Below are 20,707 nucleotides of genomic sequence, written 5' to 3' on the forward strand. Positions count from 1 at the left end.
ATAATTTGGGTGTTTTGACATCATTTTGAGTGGAAACGGAAAATCGGTTTCCATGGAAAACGGAAACGGATATACTCCGTTCTGGCTATAATGTGAGCCGAAGCGGTCATGGAATTTGCAGGCGCGAGGTAAGCCTGTCAGGGGAAAGAGATGTCGACAATCAATGATGTATCACGTCTTGCCGGGGTGTCTAAAGCCACGGTATCGCGAGTGTTGAGCGGGTCGCGTGGCGTAAAGGAAGCCAGCCGTCAGGCCGTACTGAAAGCGGTGGATGAGCTGAACTACCGGCCTAACGTGATTGCCCAGTCGCTGCTGAGCCAGTCGACGGGCTGTATCGGGGTGATTTGCGCGCAGGAAAACATTAACCAGACCACCGGTTATCTCTACGCGCTGGAAAAACAGCTCAGCCAGCATCAAAAACACCTCCTGCTGCGCTTCGCGCACAGCAAAACGGAAGTGATGAACGCCCTCGAAGAACTCTCCTGCGGCCTGTGTGACGACATCCTGGTGATTGGCGCCCGTTTCCCGCTGGACGTGGATATGGACAACGTCATTCTGGTGGACTGCATGGAGTCTGATAACTCCAACAGCATCCAGTTCGATCACGCCTTTGCCGCCGAAACCGCCTGTAACTACCTCACCAGCCAGGGGCGTCGCCAGATTGCGCTGATCCACCCCCACGGCAGCGGTTTTGCCGACCAGGTGCTGCTCGGCTACAAGCACGCGCTGGAGAAAAATTTCCTGCCCTTTAATCGCAGCCTGGTCTTTATGGACGCGACTTCTTCGTCCGTTGCGCTGCAGGAGCTGCTTAACAACGCCAGCACCCTGAACTTCAACGCGCTGCTGGTGGCGGACGAGCAGGAAGCCCAGCGGGTGATCCCGCAGCTGCAGGCGTTTAATAAATCGGTGCCGGACGACATTATGGTCTTCAGCCTGGCCGGATCGCTGCACCTGCCGGGTATTCCGGTGATCCCGGCGATTGAATATTCCATGGACGCGATGGCGGCGCGCATTGTGAGCTGGCTGACGGAGAAAACGCAGATGCTAGGGTCCTATGTTCTGCGCGGGGATTTGATTATTCCGGATATGCGGAAGCGTTAAAAAATTTTCCAGGCCGGGTAAGCGTAGCGCCACCCGGCTTGAACTCAATAATCTTCCATACAATCTACCTGACCAATCGCCCCCCAGTAGGCATCCAGGTTGTCGCGCTTCACGGCGGTGATGGCATTTTTGATCAGCAGCTGATTGGCCTCGGACGACAAAATCATCTCCTGCCAGGCTTTATCGCTCTGCTTTTTCTGTGGCGTACAGGTTTTCTTAATATCTTTAAGGACCTGCTGCTTTATTTGCGCCTCTTTCGCGGGGTCATCCTTTTCCTGAGCATGGACAAACGCGGCGAAGAGCAGACAAACCAGCAGGCAGACCAGGTGCGCAGCTTTCATCAACAACCCCCTTTAGAAGTCACATGCTTCCCATGAAATATATCGTTACATTCAGTGTAGCGATTCCAGCCGAAAGTATGAATTTTCTCTTCACCGCCTGTCATGTACTTCCCGGCAAGCGCTACTGAATACCGCCCCCCAGCGACTGCCACAGCGTGATGCGGTTTTCCAGGTCGGTTTGCTGCAGCGCAATCAGCGATTCCTGCGCCGACCACAGCGACCGCTGCGCGGTCAGTACCGTCAGATAATCTCCCGCGCCCGCCTTATAGCTGCGCGTTGCCACATCCAGCGTTTTTTGCTCCGCCGCGACGTATTCGCGCTGGGCGTCGAGCTGCTCGCTCAGGGTTTCACGCCGCGCCAGCGCGTCGGCCACGTCCTTAAATGCGCTCTGGATGGCTTTCTCATAGGTGGCGATCAGCCCCTTCTTCTCCGCTTCCGCGTAGCGCAGCTGTGCCAGATTGTTCCCGCCGCTGAACAGCGGCAGGGTGATGGACGGCGCGAACGACCAGACCTTCATCCCGTGGCTGAACAGGGAGGAGAGCGAGTCGCTGCCGACGCCCGCGCTGGCGGTCAGCGAAATGGTCGGGAAGAAGTTGGCGCGCGCCGCGCCGATATTGGCGTTGGCGCTCAGCAGGTTATGTTCCGCCTCCTGAATGTCCGGGCGGCGCAGCAGCGCGCTGGAGCTGACGCCCGCCGGGATCAGCGTGATGGCGTTGTCGCTCAGGCTCTCCAGCGTGCCGGGCAGCAGGTTCTCCGGCACCGTATCGCCCGCCAGCAGATTGAGGGCATTTTTGTCCTGCATCACCAGAGTCCGATAGCTCGCCACGCTGGCGCGCGCCTGCTGATACACCGCCATTGCCGAGCTGACGTCAGTGGCGGCCGCCACGCCAACGTCCTGCTGGCGCTTCACAATCTTCAGCGAATTCGCCGCGCTCTCCATCGTGGATTCCGCCAGCGCCAGGTTGCTGTTATCCGCCGCCAGCGTCACCCAGGCCGTCGTCAGCTCGCTGACCATCGTCAGGCGTGTGTTCTGCGCGGTGAACTCGCTGGCAAGCCAGGTTTCACGCGCGGCGCGGGAGAGGCTCTGGTTGCGGCCAAACAGATCCAGCTCGAAGCTGGAGACTGCGCCGTTGGCTTCGTCGCTGGTGGTCACGCCGCTCGCCAGCGTGCGGCTGCGGGTGTGGCTCAGCTCCGCGTCCACCGTCGGGAACAGGGACGAGCGCGTTTCACCGTACTGGGCGCGGGCGGCGTCGATATCCGCAATCGCTTTTTGCACGTCGCGGTTGCTGTTCAGCGCCATCGTCACCACGCTTTTCAGCCGCGCGTCGTTCATCACCTGCTGCCACTGGCTCACCACGGCGGTGGCTTCGCCGTGCGCGCCGGGCAAGGTTGCCGGGACGGGGGCGTCCGGGCGTTGATACGTTGGATCTAACGACACACAGCCTGCGCTCAGCAGGGCTAACGCTAAAATAGATACACGAAACATTATGACCTCCGGTTCGCGTGTTTACCGGAGAACAGACGTTTCACCAGTACAAAGAATAAGGGAACGAAGAAGATCGCCAGCAGCGTCGCGGCCAGCGTCCCGCCGATAATGCCGGTACCAATCGCCACGCGGCTGTTGGCGCCTGCACCGGTTGCCACGGCCAGCGGCGTGACGCCTGCGATAAATGCCAGCGAGGTCATGATGATCGGACGCAGACGCGTCTGGGCGGCACGCAGCGCGGCGCGGGTCAGGGAGTACCCTTCCGCGACTTTGGCTTCGGCGAATTCCACAATCAGGATGGCGTTCTTCGACGACAGGCCGATGGTGGTGAGCAGCGCTACCTGGAAATAGACGTCGTTGTTCAGGCCGCGCAGGGAGGCGGCGACGGCCGCGCCCAGCACGCCAAGCGGGATCACCAGAATGACCGAAATCGGCACTGACCAGCTCTCGTACAGCGCCGCCAGGCACAGGAACACGACGAGGATGGAGAGGGCATACAGGCTCATCGCCTGACCGCTCGCCAGTTTTTCCTGCAACGACAAACCGCTCCACGCCCAGGTGCTGCCGGACGGCAGGCTGTTTGCCAGCTGCTCCATTTTGCTCATCGCCGTGCCGGAGCTGGCGCCGCTGGCGTTTTCGCCCTGTATCTCATACGCCGCCGAGCCGTTGTAGCGCACCAGGCTTTCCGGGCCATACTCCCAGCGGGTGGTGGCGAAGGCGGAGAACGGGGTCATGGTGCTGTCGCTGCCGCGTACGAACCATTTGTTGAGATCCGACGGCACGGCGCGATAGTCGCTGTCGCCCTGGATGTAGACCTTTTTCACGCGGCCCCGGTCGATAAAATCGTTCACGTAGGTCCCGCCCCAGGCGCTGGAGAGGGTGTCGGTAACGTCGCTCAGGGACAGCCCCAGCGACACGGCCTTGTTGTTATCGATATCCACCTGAAGCTGCGGCATCTGCGGCAGATCGTTGGCGCGCACTGCGTGCAGCGAGCTGTCCTGGTTGGCTTCGCCAATCAGCTGGTTACGCAGCTTCAGCAGCGCGTCGCGGTCGGTGCCGCCGCTGGCCATCAGCTCAAAGGTAAAGCCGTTGCTCTGGCCCAGGCCGTCCACCGCAGGCGGCGTCATGGCAAAGATGGTCGCATCGCGGATGGCGCTCAGCTCCTGCGTGGCGCGCAGGGCAATGGCCTGCGCGGTGTTTGCATCGCCTTTACGTTCGGACCAGTTTTTCAGGGAGACAAACGCCATCCCGGCGTTCTGGCCGCTGCCGCTGAAGCTGAAGCCCTCAATGGTGAAGATCACGTTGGTGTTGGCTTTCTCTTTCGTGAGGAACCATTCGCGCACCTGGCGGCTGACTTCGGCGGTACGCACCGTCGTCGCGCCTGCTGGCAGGGTGTACTGCACCATGATTTCACCCTGGTCTTCCGTTGGCAGGAAGCTGCCCGGCAGCTTAAGCATGGCGAAGCCCATCGCGCCGCAGAGCAGGGCGTAGATGACCAGCATGCCGCCGGAACGGCGCAGAGCGCGCAGCACCTTGTTCTGATAGCCGCGCTCGGTCCTGCTGTAGAAGCGGTTAAACGCGCCGAAGAAGCCCTTTTTGTGCGGTGCCGTGTGGCTCAGGATCGCGCCGCAAAGCGCGGGCGTCAGGGTCAACGCCACCACCACGGAGAGGAACATCGCCGAAATAATGGTGACCGAGAACTGACGGTAAATCACCCCGGTGGAGCCGCCGAAGAAGGCCATCGGCAGGAATACCGCAGAGAGCACCAGCGCAATGGCGACCAGCGCGCCGGAGATTTCGCCCATCGATTTTTCGGTGGCTTCCCGGGCGGGCAGCCCCTCGTCGCGCATAATACGCTCGACGTTTTCCACCACCACGATGGCGTCATCCACCAGGAGCCCGATCGCCAGCACCATCGCAAACAGCGTCAGGGTATTGATGGAGTAGCCGAACAGCGCCAGCACGCCGAAGGTGCCCAGCAGAACGACAGGCACCGCCAGCGCCGGGATCAGCGTCGCGCGGATGTTTTGCAGGAACAGGTACATCACCACCACCACGAGGATAATGGCTTCGAACAGGGTCTGAATCACGTCCTCAACGGAGATCTTGATGAACTCGGTGCTGTCTTTCGGGTAGGCCACATCGTAGCCTTCCGGCATCGACTTTTTGAACTCGGCGATCTTGTCTTTTACCGCCGTGGCGGTGTTGAGCGCGTTCGCGCCCGGTGAAAGCATCACCGCCATACCCGCCGCCGGGTGGCCGTTGAGCTTCGCGGTAGCGGTGTAGTCTTCGCTGCCCATCTCCACGCGGGCGACGTCGCTGATGCGCACGATAGCGCCGCTGGACTGGCTCTTCACAATGATGTTTTTAAACTGATCGACCGTTTGCAGGCGCGACTGGGCTCGGACGGTGGCGGTCAGCTGCTGGGCGTTCGACGAGGGCAGCGCGCCGATTTTACCGGCGGAAACCTGCACGTTCTGCGCTTCAATCGCGCTCTGCACATCGGACGGCATCAGCGAGTAGGACGCCAGCTTCGCCGGGTCGAGCCAGATGCGCATGGCGTATTCTGCCCCGAACACCTGCAGGCTGCCGACGCCCTCCACGCGCGCCAGCGGGTCCTGCATATTGCTCACCAGCCAGTCGGCGATGTCCGAGCTGCTGGCGGTATCGGTTTTATCGTACACGCCCATGATCAGCAGGAAGTTGCTCTGCGATTTCTCGACGGTAATACCGGACTGCTGCACCTCGGTCGGCAGGCGCGATTCCGCCTGCTGGACCTTGTTCTGCACCTGTACCTGGGCGGTGTCCGGATCGGTTCCCTGCTCGAAGGTGACGGTAATGCTCACCGACCCGTCCGAGCTGCTGGTGGAGGTGAAGTAGAGCAGGTTATCCAGCCCGGTGAGCTGCTGCTCGATCACCTGCGTCACGCTGTTTTCGAGCGTCTGCGCGGAGGCGCCGGTGTAGGTGGCGGAGATTTTGATCGACGGCGGGGCGACGTCCGGGTACTGCGCCACCGGCAGCGTGCGGATCGCCAGCATCCCGGCGAGCATGATGAGAATGGCGATAACCCAGGCAAAGACCGGGCGACGCACGAAGAAGCGGGAAAACATCAGGCGTTTCCTCCGCTGGTTTTCATCTCTTCGGCCTTCACTTCCTGCCCGGCGGTCACTTTGTCGGTGCCTTCAACAATCAGCTTATCGCCCGCCTTGAGGCCGCTCAGCACCAGCCATTTGTCGCCGTAGGTGTCGCCCGTTTCCAGCTGACGCTGCTCAACCTTGCTGCTGGCATTCACCACCAGCGCGGTGGCGGTGCCTTTGGCATCGCGGGTGATGCCCTGCTGCGGCGCGAGGATCGCGTCGTTCATGATGCCTTCATCCACCCTGGCGCGAACGAACATCCCCGGCAGGAGCTGATGCTGCGGGTTCAGGAAGACGGCGCGCAGCGTGACGGAGCCGGTTGATTCATCCACCGCCACTTCGGTTAACGCCAGGCGGCCTTTCTCGCTGTAGGTGCTGCCGTCTTCGAGGATTAACGACACGCTTAGCGTATCGCTATTGGTGGCAAGGGTTTGCCTGCGTAAACGCAGCAGATCGGCGCTGGAACGCGTGAGATCGACGTACATGCTGTCCAGGCCGCGAACGGTGGCAAGCGCGGTATCCTGCTGGGCGGTCACCAGCGCGCCGGGCGTGACTGAGGAGATGCCGATGCGTCCGGCAATCGGCGCGGTCACGGTGGTCCAGTTAAGGTTAATGCGCGCGCTCTCCTGCGCGGCCTTCTTTGACTCAACGCTGGCCTTGTCCTGCGCGCAGGTGGACTTCGCGTCCTCTGCGTCCTGACGCGACACGCCGTCGTCTTTCACCAGCTGCGCATAGCGCTGGGCCTTCTGGCAGTCGGCCTGCACCAGCGCCTGCGCCTGCTTCAGCGCCGCGGCGGCTTCATCGTAGGCAGCGCGGTAGCTGGAAGGGTCAATTTGATACAGCGCCTGTCCGGCCTTGACCGTATCGCCTTCGGTGAACAGCCGCTTCTGGATAATGCCGCCCACCTGCGGGCGCACTTCGGCGCTCATGGCGGCGGTGGTGCGGCCGGTCAGTTCGCTGACGACGGAAACAGGCTGGCTCATGAGCGTGACAATCCCCACTTCCGGAAGAGGACGCTGGGGAGCAGATGTTTGCGCATTATCGCACCCGGTCAGGAGAAATAATGCCGCGATGGAGGTTGTTATGGTTTTCATAATCTTTTTCCAGGGTGAACGACGCCTGCCCCGTTAATGGCTTAACAGGGAGGAGAGCTATTTAAAGGCACAGCGATACCGCATCTCTGGCAGAGCCAGAAATGTAAAAAAGGGGAATTACTTATTCCCGCTAATTATTCATATGCGATTACTTCGCAGAGAAAAGCATATTTAAAATATCCTGATAAAGGGGTTCTAATTGTTCTGACGGGACTTTTAAAGGGGTTAATCGACGATAAATCGTCCCCTCAATCATCACGGCGGTAATCTCCACGCAGCAGCGAATATGCTCGTCGCTCAGGTGGGGAAACTGCTTTTTCAGGTGCTCGCAGGCGTTGGCGAACATGCGCGATTCGGCTTCGATCAGCATCGTCGCCACCTGTGGATTACGCGTAGCCTCCGCGGACATTTCCAGCATCAGCGCATCGTCATCTTCGTTGAGGGTCTGTCGCCAGGCGAGCGCCTGCGGCATCCCTTCTACCAGCGTTTTGCCCTGCATCTCCTCGATGCGCGAGTCGATGATGCGGCGGATCATCTCTTCGATAATCGCGTCTTTGTTGCTGAAATAACGGTAAATTTGACCGACGCTAAGCTTCGCCTCGCTGGCTATCTGCGACATGCTGGCGGCGTGAAATCCGCTGGCGCGAAAGCAGCGGCGAGCGGCGGTGATGATCTCGTCCTGGCGCAGTTTTTGTCGTTCTTCCAGCTTTGTGCTCATCGTCGGCTACCGTGTAAAAGTGAGAATGATCGTTCTCAGTATACGTTTTGGGTGCGTATTGGAAAGGCCTTTTTTATTTAGATATTGAGGGAATGTTTCCGTATTTAAAAAATGGAGGAAATTAGGAGTTTTTGTGGAGGTTAAGCTGTGAGATATTCAGATTGCATAGAAAATAAGGAGAGAAATATGCACCTGAGCATAACAGATAATGTAACGCCCGCTGAAAAAGAAGAGTTATTAACGGGGTTGAGATCTTATAACGGGCAATTTTTAGATCTGTCGACCTTCAGCGGGGATATTGGCGTTTACGTGCGGGACGAAAATGGCGCTATGCTGGGCGGGCTGATTGGGGTGCGTAAAGGTGACTGGCTGAATATTGATTTTCTGTGGGTCAGCGAGACCGTGCGCGGATCTGGCGTGGGCAGCCAGCTCATCAAAACGGCCGAAGAGGAAGCCCGACGCAAAGGCTGCAAGCACGCGCTGGTGGATACCGCCAGCTTCCAGGCGCGCCCGTTCTATGAAAAACAGGGCTACCGGCTGCAGATGTCGCTACAGGATTACCCTTATGAGGGCATGCAGCGGCATTATCTGGCGAAAGCGCTTTAAATCCGTTTCTGTGATTATGGATTCAGCTATTTATTGCGAGTCGCATTCCTAATTTGAAGCGTGTTGCTTGTCTTCTTTTCAGGCCCTGGCGCATGCTTTGGCCTGGTCAAGTAAACCATGGAGATGGCAATGGAACGCACAGCAAAACTCTTCAAAAAGGGGCGGAATCAGGCCGTAATGCTACCTGCTGAATTCGCTTTTGATACGGAGAGCGTCTACATCCGGCGGGATGAGGAGGGGAATGTCGTTTTGGCGGCAAAACCTGTTCAGACAAAGAGTTGGGATACGTTTTTCCGCATGCTGTCAGTTACGGACGTACCGGATTCGTTTCTGAGCAAAGAGGAACGCAATCAGAGTGTTACGACAAGAGACCCTCTGGATGGAGCATGTTCATGAGGCATATGCTGGATACGAATATCGTGAGCCACTTGTTTAAACGACACCCGGAAGTTATAAGCAGAATGACATGTTTGACTCCGGGGGACGTTTGTATCTCAAGCATTACCGAAGCAGAGTTGCTGTATGGTGCAGATAAGAAGAAAAGCAGTAGATTGAAAGAAACAATCCAGGAGTTTCTCAATACCATCACGATTTGCGACTGGGATAGTGAAGCCGCCGCAACGTATGGTGAACTCCGCGCAGCAATGGAGAAGAGAGGAAAAGTGATGGGCGATCTCGATCAACTGATCGCTGCGCATGCCATCAGTCGGAGAACAACGATTGTGACTAACGATCGTGCATTCAGAATGGTGCAGGAGCTTACCGTCGAGGACTGGACGACAACGTCGTGATCCCTGATGCCGGGTAAGCGCAGCGCCACCCGGCAATACCCGCATATAACTTATCCTTCTTATTGATTCTTTTTCGTTTTTTATTCCACCGCCTCGTTGTCGATATAGTCACTTCAACATTCAGCAAAAGGAACTGTCTTGTGAAACGTCGATTGGGTGCTCTGGTACTTGCTGGCCTGCTGCTGGCAGGGTGCGATCAAAGTGGCAGCGATGCCAAACACATTAAAGTGGGCGTCATCAACGGCGCTGAACAGGACGTGGCGGAAGTCGCCAAAAAGGTGGCAAAAGAGAAATATGGCCTGGACGTGGAGCTGGTCGGCTTCAGCGGCTCGCTGTTGCCCAACGATGCCACCAACCAGGGGGAACTGGATGCCAACGTCTTCCAGCATCGCCCGTTCCTCGCTGAGGATAACAAGGCGCATAACTACAAGCTGGTGGCCGTGGCGAACACCTTTGTTTTCCCGATGGCTGGCTATTCCCGCAAAATCAAATCCGTCTCTGACCTGAAGGACGGGGCAACCATTGCCATTCCAAACGACCCGACCAACCTTGGCCGCGCGCTGTTGCTGCTGCAAAAGGAGAAGCTCATTACCCTGAAGCCGGACACCGGGCTGCTGCCGACGGCGCTGGATATTACCGCCAACCCTAAACAGCTGAAAATAATGGAGCTGGAAGGGGCACAGCTGCCGCGCGTGCTGGACGACCCGAAAGTGGATGTCGCCATCATCAGCACTACCTATATTCAGCAAACAGGGCTGTCGCCGGTGCATGACAGCGTCTTTATTGAAGATAAAAACTCGCCGTACGTGAACATTGTGGTGACGCGCGAAGACAACAAAGACGCGGAGAACGTGAAGGAATTTATCCAGTCGTATCAGTCGCCTGAGGTAGCGAAAGCGGCGGAGACGATCTTCAACGGCGGGGCGGTGCCGGGCTGGTAATCGATCTGACGGAAAACGGGTTGCTTAAATTGGCCCGATTCCATCGGTAATCGCCCTTTAGCCCACAGCGCCAATTGTGACGGCTGGCTATCCTCCTTATCACACCAACCGGAGGATAGCCTATGAACATTACCCACATTCGCAACGCCACCCAGCTGATTACCTACGCCGGAAAACGTCTTTTAATCGACCCGATGCTGGCCCCGAAGGGGGCTTATCCGGGCTTTCCCGGCACGGCATATGCCGAACGCCGTAACCCGACGGTCGAACTCCCCGTTGACGTCAACACGCTGCTGGACGCCGACGCGGTAATCGTCACCCATACCCATGACGATCACTGGGATCGCGCCGCGGCGGAGCTGATCGCCAAAGACAAACCGATCTACGTGCAAAACGATCGTGACGCCGCGCTGCTGCGAAGCCAGGGATTCAGCAACCTGACGGTCATGACCGACGCGACCTTCTTCGGCGATATTCAGATTGCGAAAACCCAGGGCGGGCAGCACGGCACCGATCGCGCTTACGCCGTGCCGGAGCTGGCGGAGCGGCTGGGCGAGGCCTGCGGCGTGGTGCTGCGTCATCCCGATGAGAAGACGCTTTATCTTGCCGGGGATACCGTCTGGCGTGACGAGGTGGCGGCCGATCTGCAAAAGCACCAGCCGGACGTGGTGGTGCTGAACGCTGGCTATGCCCACGTCATTGGTTTTGGGCCGATTATTATGGGGCAAGAGGACGTGCTCAACGTTCATTTCCTGCTGCCGCAGGCCCACATTGTGGCGAGCCACATGGAGGCGATTAACCACTGCCTGTTGACCCGCAGCGCGCTGCGTGAGTACGTTGAAGCCAATCAGGTGAGTGACGCAGTGAGCATTCCCCAGGATGGCGAAACCGTTATATTCTGAGTGCGTTAAAGGGAAAGGAGAGACAGATGTCGCTAATCAACGTCGCGATTGTCGCGGTAGACGGGTTCAGCCCGTTCCACTACTCCGTTCCCTGCATTCTGTTTGGCGATTCGGTCTCCGGCGAAAAGCGCTTTAACGTGACGATCTGCGCCGAAACGCCGGGTTTTCTCACCTCAAAAGACGGGTTCGCCCTCAACGCCACGCAGGACTACACCGCCATTGGTCAGGCCGATATAGTCGTCGTTCCCTACTGGCAGCACGTCCTTGAACGCCCGCCCCAGACGCTGCTCGACAGCCTGGTGCAGGCGAGAGACAACGGCGCGGAAATCGTCGGGCTGTGTCTGGGGTCGTTTGTGCTGGCCTATGCGGGGCTCCTCGACGGCAAACGTGCGGCCACTCACTGGGAGTTCGAACATCAGTTCCAGTCCCTTTTCCCGCACGTTCAGCTGGATATTAATGCCCTTTACGTGGATGACGGCAATACCATCACCTCTGCCGGAACCGCGGCGGCGCTGGACTGCTGCCTGTATATCATTCGCCAGCGCTTTGGCAGCGTGGTCGCCAACCAGATTGCCCGTCGGATGATTGTTCCGCCCCACCGCGAGGGCGGGCAGGCGCAGTTCATTGCCCAGCCGGTACCTAAAGATACCCGGGACGGACGCATTAACTGCCTGATCGACTATCTTCAGCAGCACATCACCGAACCGCATAGCCTGGACTCGCTGGCAGAGGTGGTTTCGATGAGTCGCCGCACCCTGACCCGTCATTTTATTAAAGCCACGGGAATGAGCGTTGCCGACTGGCTTACCGCCGAACGCCTGCGGCGCAGCCAGATCCTGCTCGAGGCCGGAAATATGCCGATTGAGCGCGTGGCCGAGCTGGTGGGGTTTAATTCCGCCGTCACCTGGCGACAGCAGTTTAAGGCGCGTTTTGGGGTCAGTCCGGCGGAGTGGCGAAAGACGTTTCGTCTGCAGAACTAGCATGAAGGTTCTGTAATAACGACAGGTTAAGAAATTTGAGCATTCAGGAACCTACAGTAGATACTGGTTACAGTTCTTCACCGGTTTGCCGCATACAGACAGAGGAAAAATAATGATTACTACAAGGGTAAAATTATTCTTGTTACTGGCCGCTGTTTGGATAGCAGGAATATTTGCCACGCTTTTATTTGGACGTTTGTTGATTGCCCTGGTCAGCTTCTTTTTCATCGGACAATTTGATTTTCCAATCAGTGATCTTGTTGAAGCTACGACCCTTGCCATTAGTGGTGGGATCCTCGTTGGAGGAATACAGTGCGTTATGGCAAAAGAAAAGAACCGATCCGAAGACCCACCCCGGTAAGTTGGGTATGAAGAGATTGAACTACCCCAGCCTCTCCACCCGCGTCTCCCCCTCCACCATCGACAGCTGATACAGCGAAAACGACCTCTGCTTCTCAATCAACTTCGCCAGCTCCGGCGAGTGGCTGGTGAGCCAGATCTGCGAGTAGCGGCTGGCCTCGGCGATTAAGCTCGCCAGGGCGGGCAGCATCTGCGGGTGCAGGCTGTTTTCCGGTTCGTTCAACGCGATAAACGCCGGTGGGCGCGGGCTTAACAGCGCTACCGCCAGGCACAAGAAGCGCAGGGTGCCGTCGGAGAACTCCGCCGGTTCCAGCGGCCTGCTAAGACCTTCGCGCTGCATCATCATGCGAAAACGTCCGCCGGTGTTGTCGCTGTAAAACACGCAGCCGGGGAAGGCCTGGTCAAGGATGCGCATCAGCAGCAGCTCGTCGCCGATCTCGACGATGGTCTGAAACGCTGCCGCCAGGTTGGCACCGTCGCTGGCCAGCACCGGGGAGCGGAAGCCGACCTGCGGAGCCCGCATCGCCGAGCCGATTGATACAGAAAACTCATGATAAAAGCGCCAGTTACGCAGGGACTCGCGCATCTGCGACACTTCCGGGTAAAGATGCGGTTCGCCGAGCTGTCCGAATACCGATTCGTTCTCGTACAGCGTGCCGCTGTGGGTCACTTTCTCGTGATGCACGTTGTTCAGAAACACCGCCTGGTTCTTACGCTTCATCAGCTGTGATGAAGGCCGACGGTGCTGGCCGCTCAGCCAGATGGACTCCTCTTTGATCACAGGATCGAGCTGAAACTGCGAGGGATAGGGCAGCTTCTCCACAAACCCGACCTGCAGCTCGTATTCGTAGGTCTCTGTTTCCACGGCCAGATTCATCCGCCGCAGCTGGTCGCTGCGGGTTTTGCCTGCCCAGAACACCTTCAGAATGCCGCCCTCGTTTGCCAGCGCCTGGGAAAACTGCCCCTGGGCGGCGCTGTGCATCAGATGTATCGCCTTGTAGATATTGGATTTCCCGGTGCCGTTCGGCCCGAAGACGATGTTGAGCTGCTCCAGCTCCAGCGACATGTCGCGGATGGATCGATAGTTTTGAATGTGCAGGGTGTTGATCACAGGCAGGCCCCTTTTGCAGAATAAGCCTGTATATAATCACAGTCTTTGAGATGAAATGCAAAAAAGAGACGACAGTGAGGATGTCGTCTAAACGGGGTACTGCTTTGGGCCTCTATGGGTCAATGGGGCCTTCGCATTTTTATGATCACTTGACTGCCAGACGCAGACCCAAATCATCAGGATAGGGATCAAAGTAGTTTTGCGTCATCAGATACCGGTCGGGGTATTCGGCCAGGTAGTGCTTCAGCAGCGTGATCGGGGCGAGAATAGGCAACTGTCCGTTGCGATAGTGCAGGATCACGTCGCGCAGCTCGCCGCGCTGGCGGGTGTTCAGCTGGTTACGGAAATACCCCTGGATATGCATCAACACGTTGGTGTGATTCTTCCGCGAGGCGGGTTTTTTCAGGATGGTCATCAGCTTTTCCCGGTACGCCACGAAGAAGGCGTCCAGGTCTTCCCACTCGTGCAGCGAGGCAACGAACGGGCCGATTTCACGGTAGCCTGCCTGATGGTGCGCCAGCAGCTGCAATTTATAGCGGCTGTGGAAGTCCAGCAGCGCGCGGCGCGTGAGACCATTTTTTCGCAGCGTGTTCAGTTCGTGCAGGGCAAATACCCGCTCGATAAAATTTTCCCGCAGCACCGGGTCGTGCAGCCGACCGTCTTCCTCGACGGGCAGCCACGGGTAGGTTTCAAGAAGGGCGGCGGTGAACAGCCCGACGCCCTCCTTGCGGCCCCGGTTGCCGTTTTCATCGTACAGCCGCACGCGTTCCAGGCCGCAGCTTGGGGATTTTGCACAGACGATAAATCCCGCCAGATCGCCGATTTTTGGCAGATAGTCCGCCGTGAAGTCGGCCATTTTCTGCGTGAGGTCATCATGAGGCGGCTTGCTGAAACGGAGCTGCGTTTCGCCGCTGTCCGTCAGCGTCAGGCGTATGGCCGGGCGAGGGGTCGGCAGACCGATAGCCATTTCCGGGCAGACGGGCCTGAAATTCACCCACTGGGCCAGCTCATCCATGACGAAGCCCATACGCTTGTGTCCGCCGTCAAAGCGAACGGCGGAACCGGTCAAACATCCGCTAATACCGAGTACAGGTTTCGTTGTCATGGTGTGGTCCTCCCGTTCATATAATTAAAACTTACACAACATGACTAATTTGTCCAAGTATTCGCGGAACTATTTTTTTTATTCCTTTAGAATCAACGCGTATTAACTGCCCTTGTAGGTCGAGTAACCGTACTGGCTCAGCAGAAGCGGGATGTGCAGCTTCTCGTTGGTGCGGGTCACGGTGAACAGCACCGGGATCTCCGGGAAGAAGGAGTCCAGCTTTTTGCCGTGGAAGTAATCTGCGGTTTTGAAGGTCACTTTATACACGCCAGGCTGCATGTCCTGATCCTGCGGATAGAGCGATTTGATGCGGCCGTCGTGGTCGGTTTTGCCGCTGGCAATCGGGGTCCACTTGTCCTGCTGCTGCTTCTCCAGCGTAACGGTCACGTCTGATGGCGGCATCCCGGTTTGCTGGTCGAGAATGTGGACGCTCAGCGTGCCGGCAGGGGCGCTAAAGGCAGCAGGGGCAAAGGCCATCGAGGCCAGGATCAGCAGAGGGGCAGTTTTTTTCATGGTGTTTTCCTGTGGAGTTATTCGTCACAGGAAAACGTTAGCATCTGCGGCGCGGGAAAATATTCAACTTTTCGTGAAGATTCCCGCAGGAGAAAATTATCAGAGGATAATCACTTCAAGCGATACCTGCTGCTGCCACTGCTCCACCTGTTTTTTCCGCCCGGCGGTGAGTTTGCCGCTGGTGACCAGAAGCCATTTACGCTCCGGGAAAATTTCCGGTGCCAGCGCGTCAGGCGGAACCGGCAGGATGTCGATTCGGTGGCCCTGCCCGGTACGCGTTAGGGCTTCGAGCCAGATCTCGCACGGGTCGTTGAGGTGCCAGCCGCTGAGCAGAATATTATCGCCCGGCGCTTTTTTATCGCCTTCGAGGCAAAACGAGGTGTAGGCGATGATGATGCCGTCGAGGATCGCGCGCAGGGTCATGGCGGCGGCGACGTTGGCCGAAACCTGGCTGCGCAGCGGGCGCAGCACGTTCGCGACCAGCTCCGGCCTTGGGTATTCGCGTCCGGCGTCGTAAATCATCTGGCGCAGGGACTCGACCTTGCCGTCCTGCAGGCGTTGCAGCATGTTCTGCTGCAGGGTTTGCCAGTTGTTGGTCCGTCCCGGCATCGGGCGCTCCAGCAGCGGTTTGACCTGGCCGATCGGGACGCCTTTTTTTACCCAGTCGAGAATTTTGAGCGCCTGCTGGACGTCCTCATCGCTGTACTGGCGGTGGCCGCCTTCCGTGCGCTGTGGCTTGAGTAAACCATAGCGACGCTGCCACGCCCGCAGGGTGGTGGCGGTGATGCCGCTGAGTCTGGCGAATTCGCCGATGGAGTAAGCCATGTCCGTGTCCAGAGTGGAGGAATACTCTCAATATACTACGAATTTTCCCGAACGGGATGAAGCGCCGAAACGGTGCACTACACTTAACGTCCAACCGTGCAAATGAAAGGAATTCTCATGAAGCTATGGCCTGTAGTGACCGGTGTTGCCATTGCGCTGACGCTGGTCGCCTGTAAATCCCCCACGCCGCCGAAGGGCGTGCAGCCGATTTCTGGTTTTGACGCCAGCCGCTATCTCGGCAAATGGTACGAGGTCGCCCGTCTGGAAAACCGCTTTGAACGCGGGCTGGAGCAGGTAACCGCCACCTACGGCAAACGCAGCGACGGCGGCATCAGCGTGCTTAACCGCGGTTACGACCCGGTGAAGAACAAGTGGAACGAGAGCGAGGGCAAAGCGTACTTTACCGGCGAGCCGACCACCGCCGCGCTGAAGGTGTCCTTCTTCGGCCCGTTCTACGGTGGCTATAACGTGATCAGGCTGGACGATAAGTACCAGTACGCGCTGGTCAGCGGCCCAAACCGCGACTACCTGTGGATCCTGTCGCGCACGCCAACCATTCCGGATGCGGTGAAGCAGGATTACCTGAACACCGCACGCAGTCTGGGCTTCCGAACCGAACAACTAGTGTGGGTGAAGCAGTAGCCCTACTGGTAGGAAAACGTAATGCTGGCCAGCGCGTTGGCCGAGCCGGGGACCAGTTCGCCGGTTCGGATGTACTGCGCCTGGAACGGTAACGTGAGCGTCTGTGCCGCCGTGGTGCTCTGGATTAAGAACTGTCCGGTCGCACCCGCGGCCGAGCTGTCCGGCCCCATCGTCAGCGGCCCGCTGCCGTTATAGAAAAACTGCACCCCAACGCCGGACGCCGTGGAGTCTCCGGTCAGCGTCACCACCGACGAGGTGTTCGACGGCGTGGTCTGATCGGTCATCACCGCGTGAACCGCCACGTTCGCGTCGCAGGTCAGGCCGACGGTAAACGTCCCCGATGGCGACGTGCTTCCCACCGTGGGCAGAGTGCGAATATCAATGGTGCCCAGCGCCACGCTGGCGTTTTTGCTGCCGACCGTACACCCGCTGGCGGTTACCGTGATGGTGGTCGGGCTGATAATCACCTGCGCCGTTTTCGTCTCGTTGTTATAGGCGGTGAGCACCGCGGCGTTGATGGTCGGGATGTTATAGACGCCGGATTTCAGGGCGGCACCGGTTTTAATAAAGGTGACCTTTGCCGACCAGCCCAGATCCTGGGCATACCCACTGGTGCCCTCTGCCGGGTAGCTTTGCGTGATACCGGTTTGCAGGGGAATATATTGCGTACTCTTAAAATCCTTCAGCCCGATGATATAGCCCACGCCCGGTACGCCGGTCTCAAAAATGGTGTAATTCGCGCCGTCGACGGTGACAGTCGCACCGCTAGAGATGGCGCTGCTGCTGGGCTGCAGCGTGCCTTTGGTGCAGGTAAAAATAAGCCCGCACCAGAACACCTGCTGCACGCTGGCGGTGGCGCTCCAGGTCGAGCCGATAATGCTGCCCGGCACCACGGAATCCGCCGGCCCGCTGTAGGTCATCGGCTGAGGGGAGAGCGTAATATCCGATTTCCAGTCCAGCGCCTGCACGCTGGCGCAGAAAAGTAATCCGCTGAGAAGAAACGCTAAACGCATCATAGATACTCCGTTGTCCAGGTGGCGAGGGCTGACACATCGCCGGCGCTCACCGGCGTGGCGGTGGCAACCAGCTGCGCGTAAAAAGTCATCTGTACGCTGTCATCCCCCGCCGTTCCGTACGCGGTGGTTTGCGTGTTCAGGGGAATGAGTACGCTCTCTTTATCGAGGATTTGCACCGCCACGCCGGTAGCGCCGCCGTCGGCAATCTTCAACAGCTGCAGGTTGGCATCATCCGGCGTACCGCTGAAGCGGATTTTTACGCCCGCAAAGGTTGGCCCGCACGCTTCAAGCCTGAGCGTGAAGGGCGTTTTGATATTGCTGACGGCCCCGGCACGGCTGAACTGTTTAATACCAATGGTGCCCAGAGGCACGTTTTGCTCCCCGGAGTCCTGCGCCACCACGCAGGTGTTGCCGATCAAATTGCCGGTGACGGCAACCAGCACGTCATACCCGCGAACGGGGAGAGCGAAAGCCAGCAGTGCGATGCAGCCGATCCGAAACGTTACTGACATACCACCTCCTGAGAATAGAGACCGGTGCGGGCGTTAAAGTGCTGCTTGTTTAAGGCATAGGTAATAGCGCAGCGCTGGCGGCTGCCGCGGCCCCACACGGCGTTCAGCGTGCCCTTTTCTGATAAACCGGAAAGATACAGGCTGCCGCCATCGCCGACGATGCCGCTGGTTTTGTCATCATCGAGCGAGACCAGCGTGCCGAAGGGGAGCACATCGTTGCCGTGACGCACGATAAACATCGCTTTTGCTCCCTGATGCGTGGTGAAGGTGGCGCGAACCAGGGCGCCGTCGGTAGGCGTTTTGTTGGCGATGGCGTTTTCCAGCTCCACGTCGTTGCCGGCGGTCGTCACGTCCAGCGCGACCTGGTTAACGCGGTACGGCGTGGCGTACGGGATCACCGCGTAGCCACGGCTGTCCGTTTTGATGCCCTTATGGTTAAGCACGGCGACGCTGCTGGCCCCCGGCGCTTTTACCAGAATGTTGGTATTTCCGAGCGGCTGGCTCAGCGTCAGGCCATCTTCATGCACTACCGCACCGCCGCTGATGCCGTAGCTGAGGTTGCGGGAGTCGCTGGCGTAGCTGTAGCCCAGGTTGTAGTCTCCCCACGCGCCTTCGTACTGCAGGGTGGCATCGCCGCCGTAGTGCTGCTGGGCGCTGTAGCGCTGGTTGACGCTATAGAACAGGTTTTCCTGGCCCGGCAGGTAGCCGCTCACGCCCGTGCTGGCGGTTGTGCCGGTGGAGTCCGCATGGGTCGTGGTAAAGCGCGCGCGGGTCGACAGCGTCGGGTTGCCCAGCGGGACCGAAATCGACATCGACAGGATGTTATCTTTCTTGTCGTCATACAGGCTCGAGCTTCGCTGGACGCTGACGCCAAGCGACACGTTGCGAAACGTGGCGTTCCACGCAAACTGCAGGCTTTGCGTGGTATTTGACGTGTTCCAGTATGTCTGCTGATCCCACGACAGTGACAGCGAGCCGTATTGTCCCATCGGCTGCGACAGCAGCAGCTGGTTTTTTGCCTTGCGCGACATGCGCAGGTTGTACACGGTGTCGTATTGGGTGGTGACGGTGCCATCGTCTTCCACCGTCTGCTTTGGCGATCCGCCCGACATCCCTTTGTACGTCGTGTCGCTGAGGGTATAAAACCCTTTCGTGGAGTAGCGCAGCGAGAAGAAGTTCACCCGCGTGCCAATGTCGTTCAGCAGCTTGCTGTAGCGCAGGCGCACCGAATCACCGCTGTAGTGCCGATCGTCCGCCAGCTGGCTGCGGGCGTGGGTCAGGTCGATGGAGTAGGCGCCAAAGCGGCCGAGGTTCTGCCCAAACCCGAGGGCCAGGCCGTTATAGCGATCGGCAAACTGCGCCCCGCCGTAAAACGTCAGGCCGTATCGCCAGCCGTAGAACAGCTCGCCCTGCGCGAAAGAGGGCGCGTCCTGATTGCCCGTCGGACGGTATTTCCCGGCACCGAGGGCATATTTCACCTGTCCGTTACGCACCAGGTTCGGCACGCTGGCAAAGGGAAGCGTGTATTGCGTTATGCTGCCGTCGTTCTCCTGAATGGTGACCGCCAGATCGCCTCCCGAGGAGGTCGGGTAGAGATCTTTCAGCACAAACGCCCCCGGCGGGACGGAGGTTTGATAGATGATGTTGCCGTTCTGGCGAACCGTTACGGTCGCGTTGCTGCGCGCGATGCCGCGAACTTCAGGCGCATAGCCGCTGAGGCTGGCGGGCAGCATGTTGTCATCGGTTTTCAGGGCGATACCGCGCAGGCCCACGGAGTCGAAGACTTGCGCCGAGGTATACGTTTCCCCGGCATACACCTGCGCGCGCAGGGCGTGAATATCGCGCTGCAGCCAGGTCTGCACGTGGGTGAGCTCATTGCTGTCTTTGGTCCACGTGGTGAAATCACGCAGCCGCCACGCGCCCAGGTTGACGCCGCTGTTGAGGCTTGCAAACAGCTGCTGTTCCCGCGTGCGCGTCTCGCCGCGATACTCATTGTTCGAGCCGTTGACCACGTAATTCAGCCACGCGGCAGGAATGCCCGCCTCCCAGCTTTCCGGGCTGACGTATCCGCGCGGCAAATTGCGCATCGCACTTTGCGGTACGGTGAAGCTCAGGGTGAGCGTCTTCTGGTCCAGATCAAACTGCGTATCCGCAAACGCCTTCGTTAAGAAGATGCAGCGCTGCGCCAGCGGCAGCGCTCCGCCCTTCGCCTGATGGCTATCGATGCCCAGCGCGTCGAATTGCTCAGGCGTGAGGCAGGGCAGCGCTTCACCTGTGCTGTCCTCAGCAAGGCGGAACGTGACGTTACCCGTGAACGCATAATTCGTATTGATATACACGTTGAGGTTGTAATCACCCGGTGGCAACGCGCTCCCGGCGTTGACCCAGGCGAGATCGGCGCTGTTTGCGCTCTCGCCGTTGAGGAACGCGGGGTTAAATTGCAGCTCGCTTTCAGCAGCCACGGCTTGCCGAATCACCAGGGAGATCACCGTGGCGCACAGGATTTTTATTTTCACGTGGTCACGC

At 58.6% G+C, this 20,707-nt stretch carries 21 protein-coding genes; 9 read left to right on the forward strand and 12 right to left on the reverse strand.

Features of this window, described 5'->3' with window-relative positions:
• Positions 1-150 precede the first annotated feature (150 nt).
• Positions 151-1,101 carry a LacI family DNA-binding transcriptional regulator gene (locus DFO52_RS16420; RefSeq protein ID WP_029740761.1) on the forward strand — a complete coding sequence of 317 codons (951 nt, stop codon included), beginning with the start codon at positions 151-153 and terminating at the stop codon, positions 1,099-1,101.
• Between the two features lie 44 nt (positions 1,102-1,145).
• Here the strand turns inward: DFO52_RS16420 and DFO52_RS16425 are convergent, their stop codons facing one another.
• The 5 genes from DFO52_RS16425 to DFO52_RS16445 form a co-directional block, all read right to left on the reverse strand.
• A complete protein-coding gene (locus DFO52_RS16425; protein ID WP_023309843.1) occupies positions 1,146-1,442 on the reverse strand; it encodes a YicS family protein in 297 nt (98 codons plus the stop codon).
• A 121-nt stretch (positions 1,443-1,563) separates the two neighbouring features.
• Positions 1,564-2,928, reverse strand: coding sequence for a TolC family protein (locus DFO52_RS16430; protein ID WP_133550783.1), 1,365 nt, complete (start codon positions 2,926-2,928; stop codon positions 1,564-1,566).
• Complete coding sequence (locus DFO52_RS16435) at positions 2,928-6,038, reverse strand: efflux RND transporter permease subunit (protein ID WP_133550784.1); 3,111 nt, start codon at positions 6,036-6,038, stop codon at positions 2,928-2,930. The genes DFO52_RS16430 and DFO52_RS16435 overlap by 1 nt, the downstream gene beginning before the upstream one ends.
• Positions 6,038-7,159: an efflux RND transporter periplasmic adaptor subunit gene (locus tag DFO52_RS16440; protein ID WP_133550785.1), complete on the reverse strand. Its 1,122-nt coding sequence runs from the start codon at positions 7,157-7,159 to the stop codon at positions 6,038-6,040. The genes DFO52_RS16435 and DFO52_RS16440 overlap by 1 nt, the downstream gene beginning before the upstream one ends.
• A gap of 148 nt (positions 7,160-7,307) precedes the next feature.
• On the reverse strand, positions 7,308-7,877 hold the full coding sequence (locus tag DFO52_RS16445) for a helix-turn-helix domain-containing protein (RefSeq protein WP_029740765.1): 570 nt from the start codon (positions 7,875-7,877) through the stop codon (positions 7,308-7,310).
• 186 nt (positions 7,878-8,063) lie between these two features.
• On the opposite strand from DFO52_RS16445, the gene DFO52_RS16450 reads away from it, so the two are divergent.
• From DFO52_RS16450 to DFO52_RS16480, 7 genes are all read left to right on the forward strand, one after another.
• A complete protein-coding gene (locus DFO52_RS16450; RefSeq protein ID WP_133550786.1) occupies positions 8,064-8,483 on the forward strand; it encodes a GNAT family N-acetyltransferase in 420 nt (139 codons plus the stop codon).
• Positions 8,484-8,612: 129 nt separating this feature from the next.
• On the forward strand, positions 8,613-8,879 hold the full coding sequence (locus tag DFO52_RS16455) for a hypothetical protein (RefSeq protein ID WP_054830087.1): 267 nt from the start codon (positions 8,613-8,615) through the stop codon (positions 8,877-8,879).
• Entirely contained in the window at positions 8,876-9,274 is a 399-nt protein-coding gene (locus DFO52_RS16460) for a type II toxin-antitoxin system VapC family toxin (RefSeq protein WP_029740768.1), read from the forward strand. Before DFO52_RS16455 ends, DFO52_RS16460 begins: the two co-directional genes overlap by 4 nt.
• 140 nt (positions 9,275-9,414) lie before the next feature.
• Positions 9,415-10,215 carry a lipoprotein NlpA gene (nlpA, locus tag DFO52_RS16465; protein WP_023309849.1) on the forward strand — a complete coding sequence of 267 codons (801 nt, stop codon included), beginning with the start codon at positions 9,415-9,417 and terminating at the stop codon, positions 10,213-10,215.
• A gap of 122 nt (positions 10,216-10,337) precedes the next feature.
• On the forward strand, positions 10,338-11,117 hold the full coding sequence (locus DFO52_RS16470; protein ID WP_047646730.1) for an MBL fold metallo-hydrolase: 780 nt from the start codon (positions 10,338-10,340) through the stop codon (positions 11,115-11,117).
• 26 nt (positions 11,118-11,143) lie between these two features.
• Positions 11,144-12,097, forward strand: coding sequence for a helix-turn-helix domain-containing protein (locus tag DFO52_RS16475; protein ID WP_121932575.1), 954 nt, complete (start codon positions 11,144-11,146; stop codon positions 12,095-12,097).
• Between the two features lie 112 nt (positions 12,098-12,209).
• Positions 12,210-12,458 (forward strand): hypothetical protein, encoded by a 249-nt coding sequence (locus tag DFO52_RS16480; RefSeq protein ID WP_054830079.1) that lies wholly within the window; start codon positions 12,210-12,212, stop codon positions 12,456-12,458.
• Positions 12,459-12,479: 21 nt separating this feature from the next.
• On the opposite strand, the gene DFO52_RS16485 is transcribed toward DFO52_RS16480, so the two are convergent.
• The 4 genes from DFO52_RS16485 to DFO52_RS16500 all read right to left on the reverse strand — a co-directional run bounded on the left by DFO52_RS16485 (position 12,480) and on the right by DFO52_RS16500 (position 16,011).
• Positions 12,480-13,568 carry an AAA family ATPase gene (locus DFO52_RS16485; protein WP_047059659.1) on the reverse strand — a complete coding sequence of 363 codons (1,089 nt, stop codon included), beginning with the start codon at positions 13,566-13,568 and terminating at the stop codon, positions 12,480-12,482.
• A gap of 145 nt (positions 13,569-13,713) precedes the next feature.
• Complete coding sequence (locus DFO52_RS16490) at positions 13,714-14,673, reverse strand: DUF523 and DUF1722 domain-containing protein (RefSeq protein ID WP_047646729.1); 960 nt, start codon at positions 14,671-14,673, stop codon at positions 13,714-13,716.
• Between the two features lie 102 nt (positions 14,674-14,775).
• Entirely contained in the window at positions 14,776-15,186 is a 411-nt protein-coding gene (uraH, locus tag DFO52_RS16495; protein WP_024906656.1) for a hydroxyisourate hydrolase, read from the reverse strand.
• Between the two features lie 99 nt (positions 15,187-15,285).
• A complete protein-coding gene (locus tag DFO52_RS16500) occupies positions 15,286-16,011 on the reverse strand; it encodes a MerR family transcriptional regulator (RefSeq protein WP_032661978.1) in 726 nt (241 codons plus the stop codon).
• A 117-nt stretch (positions 16,012-16,128) separates the two neighbouring features.
• Here DFO52_RS16500 and DFO52_RS16505 point away from each other — a divergent pair, with 117 nt between their 5' ends.
• Positions 16,129-16,653 carry a lipocalin family protein gene (locus tag DFO52_RS16505; protein ID WP_121932580.1) on the forward strand — a complete coding sequence of 175 codons (525 nt, stop codon included), beginning with the start codon at positions 16,129-16,131 and terminating at the stop codon, positions 16,651-16,653.
• 2 nt (positions 16,654-16,655) lie between these two features.
• Here the strand turns inward: DFO52_RS16505 and DFO52_RS16510 are convergent, their stop codons facing one another.
• Genes DFO52_RS16510 through DFO52_RS16520 form a run of 3 tightly spaced genes read right to left on the reverse strand, consistent with a single transcriptional unit; the run spans position 16,656 to position 20,697 of the window.
• Positions 16,656-17,666, reverse strand: coding sequence for a fimbrial protein (locus DFO52_RS16510; protein ID WP_133550836.1), 1,011 nt, complete (start codon positions 17,664-17,666; stop codon positions 16,656-16,658).
• Positions 17,666-18,181: a fimbrial protein gene (locus DFO52_RS16515; protein ID WP_133550787.1), complete on the reverse strand. Its 516-nt coding sequence runs from the start codon at positions 18,179-18,181 to the stop codon at positions 17,666-17,668. The genes DFO52_RS16510 and DFO52_RS16515 overlap by 1 nt, the downstream gene beginning before the upstream one ends.
• The gene (locus tag DFO52_RS16520; protein WP_133550788.1) at positions 18,172-20,697 is read right to left on the reverse strand and encodes a fimbria/pilus outer membrane usher protein; all 2,526 of its coding nucleotides are present in this window, start codon (positions 20,695-20,697) and stop codon (positions 18,172-18,174) included. Before DFO52_RS16520 ends, DFO52_RS16515 begins: the two co-directional genes overlap by 10 nt.
• Between the last annotated feature and the right edge of the window lie 10 nt (positions 20,698-20,707).

Origin of the sequence: Enterobacter sp. AG326 (assembly GCF_004362415.1) — a bacterium.
Taxonomy (GTDB): domain Bacteria; phylum Pseudomonadota; class Gammaproteobacteria; order Enterobacterales; family Enterobacteriaceae; genus Enterobacter; species Enterobacter asburiae.

Bases quoted from the DNA above. Each gene is read 5' to 3' on its own strand.
- DFO52_RS16435 (WP_133550784.1), bottom strand. From the start codon at position 6,038: ATGTTTTCCCGCTTCTTCGTGCGTCGCCCGGTCTTTGCCTGGGTTATC.
- DFO52_RS16460 (WP_029740768.1), top strand. From the start codon at position 8,876: ATGAGGCATATGCTGGATACGAATATCGTGAGCCACTTGTTTAAACGA.
- DFO52_RS16445 (WP_029740765.1), bottom strand. From the start codon at position 7,877: ATGAGCACAAAGCTGGAAGAACGACAAAAACTGCGCCAGGACGAGATC.
- DFO52_RS16510 (WP_133550836.1), bottom strand. From the start codon at position 17,666: ATGCGTTTAGCGTTTCTTCTCAGCGGATTACTTTTCTGCGCCAGCGTG.
- DFO52_RS16470 (WP_047646730.1), top strand. From the start codon at position 10,338: ATGAACATTACCCACATTCGCAACGCCACCCAGCTGATTACCTACGCC.
- DFO52_RS16430 (WP_133550783.1), bottom strand. From the start codon at position 2,928: ATGTTTCGTGTATCTATTTTAGCGTTAGCCCTGCTGAGCGCAGGCTGT.
- DFO52_RS16480 (WP_054830079.1), top strand. From the start codon at position 12,210: ATGATTACTACAAGGGTAAAATTATTCTTGTTACTGGCCGCTGTTTGG.
- DFO52_RS16450 (WP_133550786.1), top strand. From the start codon at position 8,064: ATGCACCTGAGCATAACAGATAATGTAACGCCCGCTGAAAAAGAAGAG.
- DFO52_RS16455 (WP_054830087.1), top strand. From the start codon at position 8,613: ATGGAACGCACAGCAAAACTCTTCAAAAAGGGGCGGAATCAGGCCGTA.
- DFO52_RS16490 (WP_047646729.1), bottom strand. From the start codon at position 14,673: ATGACAACGAAACCTGTACTCGGTATTAGCGGATGTTTGACCGGTTCC.
- DFO52_RS16420 (WP_029740761.1), top strand. From the start codon at position 151: ATGTCGACAATCAATGATGTATCACGTCTTGCCGGGGTGTCTAAAGCC.
- DFO52_RS16505 (WP_121932580.1), top strand. From the start codon at position 16,129: ATGAAGCTATGGCCTGTAGTGACCGGTGTTGCCATTGCGCTGACGCTG.
- DFO52_RS16475 (WP_121932575.1), top strand. From the start codon at position 11,144: ATGTCGCTAATCAACGTCGCGATTGTCGCGGTAGACGGGTTCAGCCCG.
- DFO52_RS16440 (WP_133550785.1), bottom strand. From the start codon at position 7,159: ATGAAAACCATAACAACCTCCATCGCGGCATTATTTCTCCTGACCGGG.
- uraH (WP_024906656.1), bottom strand. From the start codon at position 15,186: ATGAAAAAAACTGCCCCTCTGCTGATCCTGGCCTCGATGGCCTTTGCC.
- DFO52_RS16425 (WP_023309843.1), bottom strand. From the start codon at position 1,442: ATGAAAGCTGCGCACCTGGTCTGCCTGCTGGTTTGTCTGCTCTTCGCC.
- DFO52_RS16500 (WP_032661978.1), bottom strand. From the start codon at position 16,011: ATGGCTTACTCCATCGGCGAATTCGCCAGACTCAGCGGCATCACCGCC.
- DFO52_RS16515 (WP_133550787.1), bottom strand. From the start codon at position 18,181: ATGTCAGTAACGTTTCGGATCGGCTGCATCGCACTGCTGGCTTTCGCT.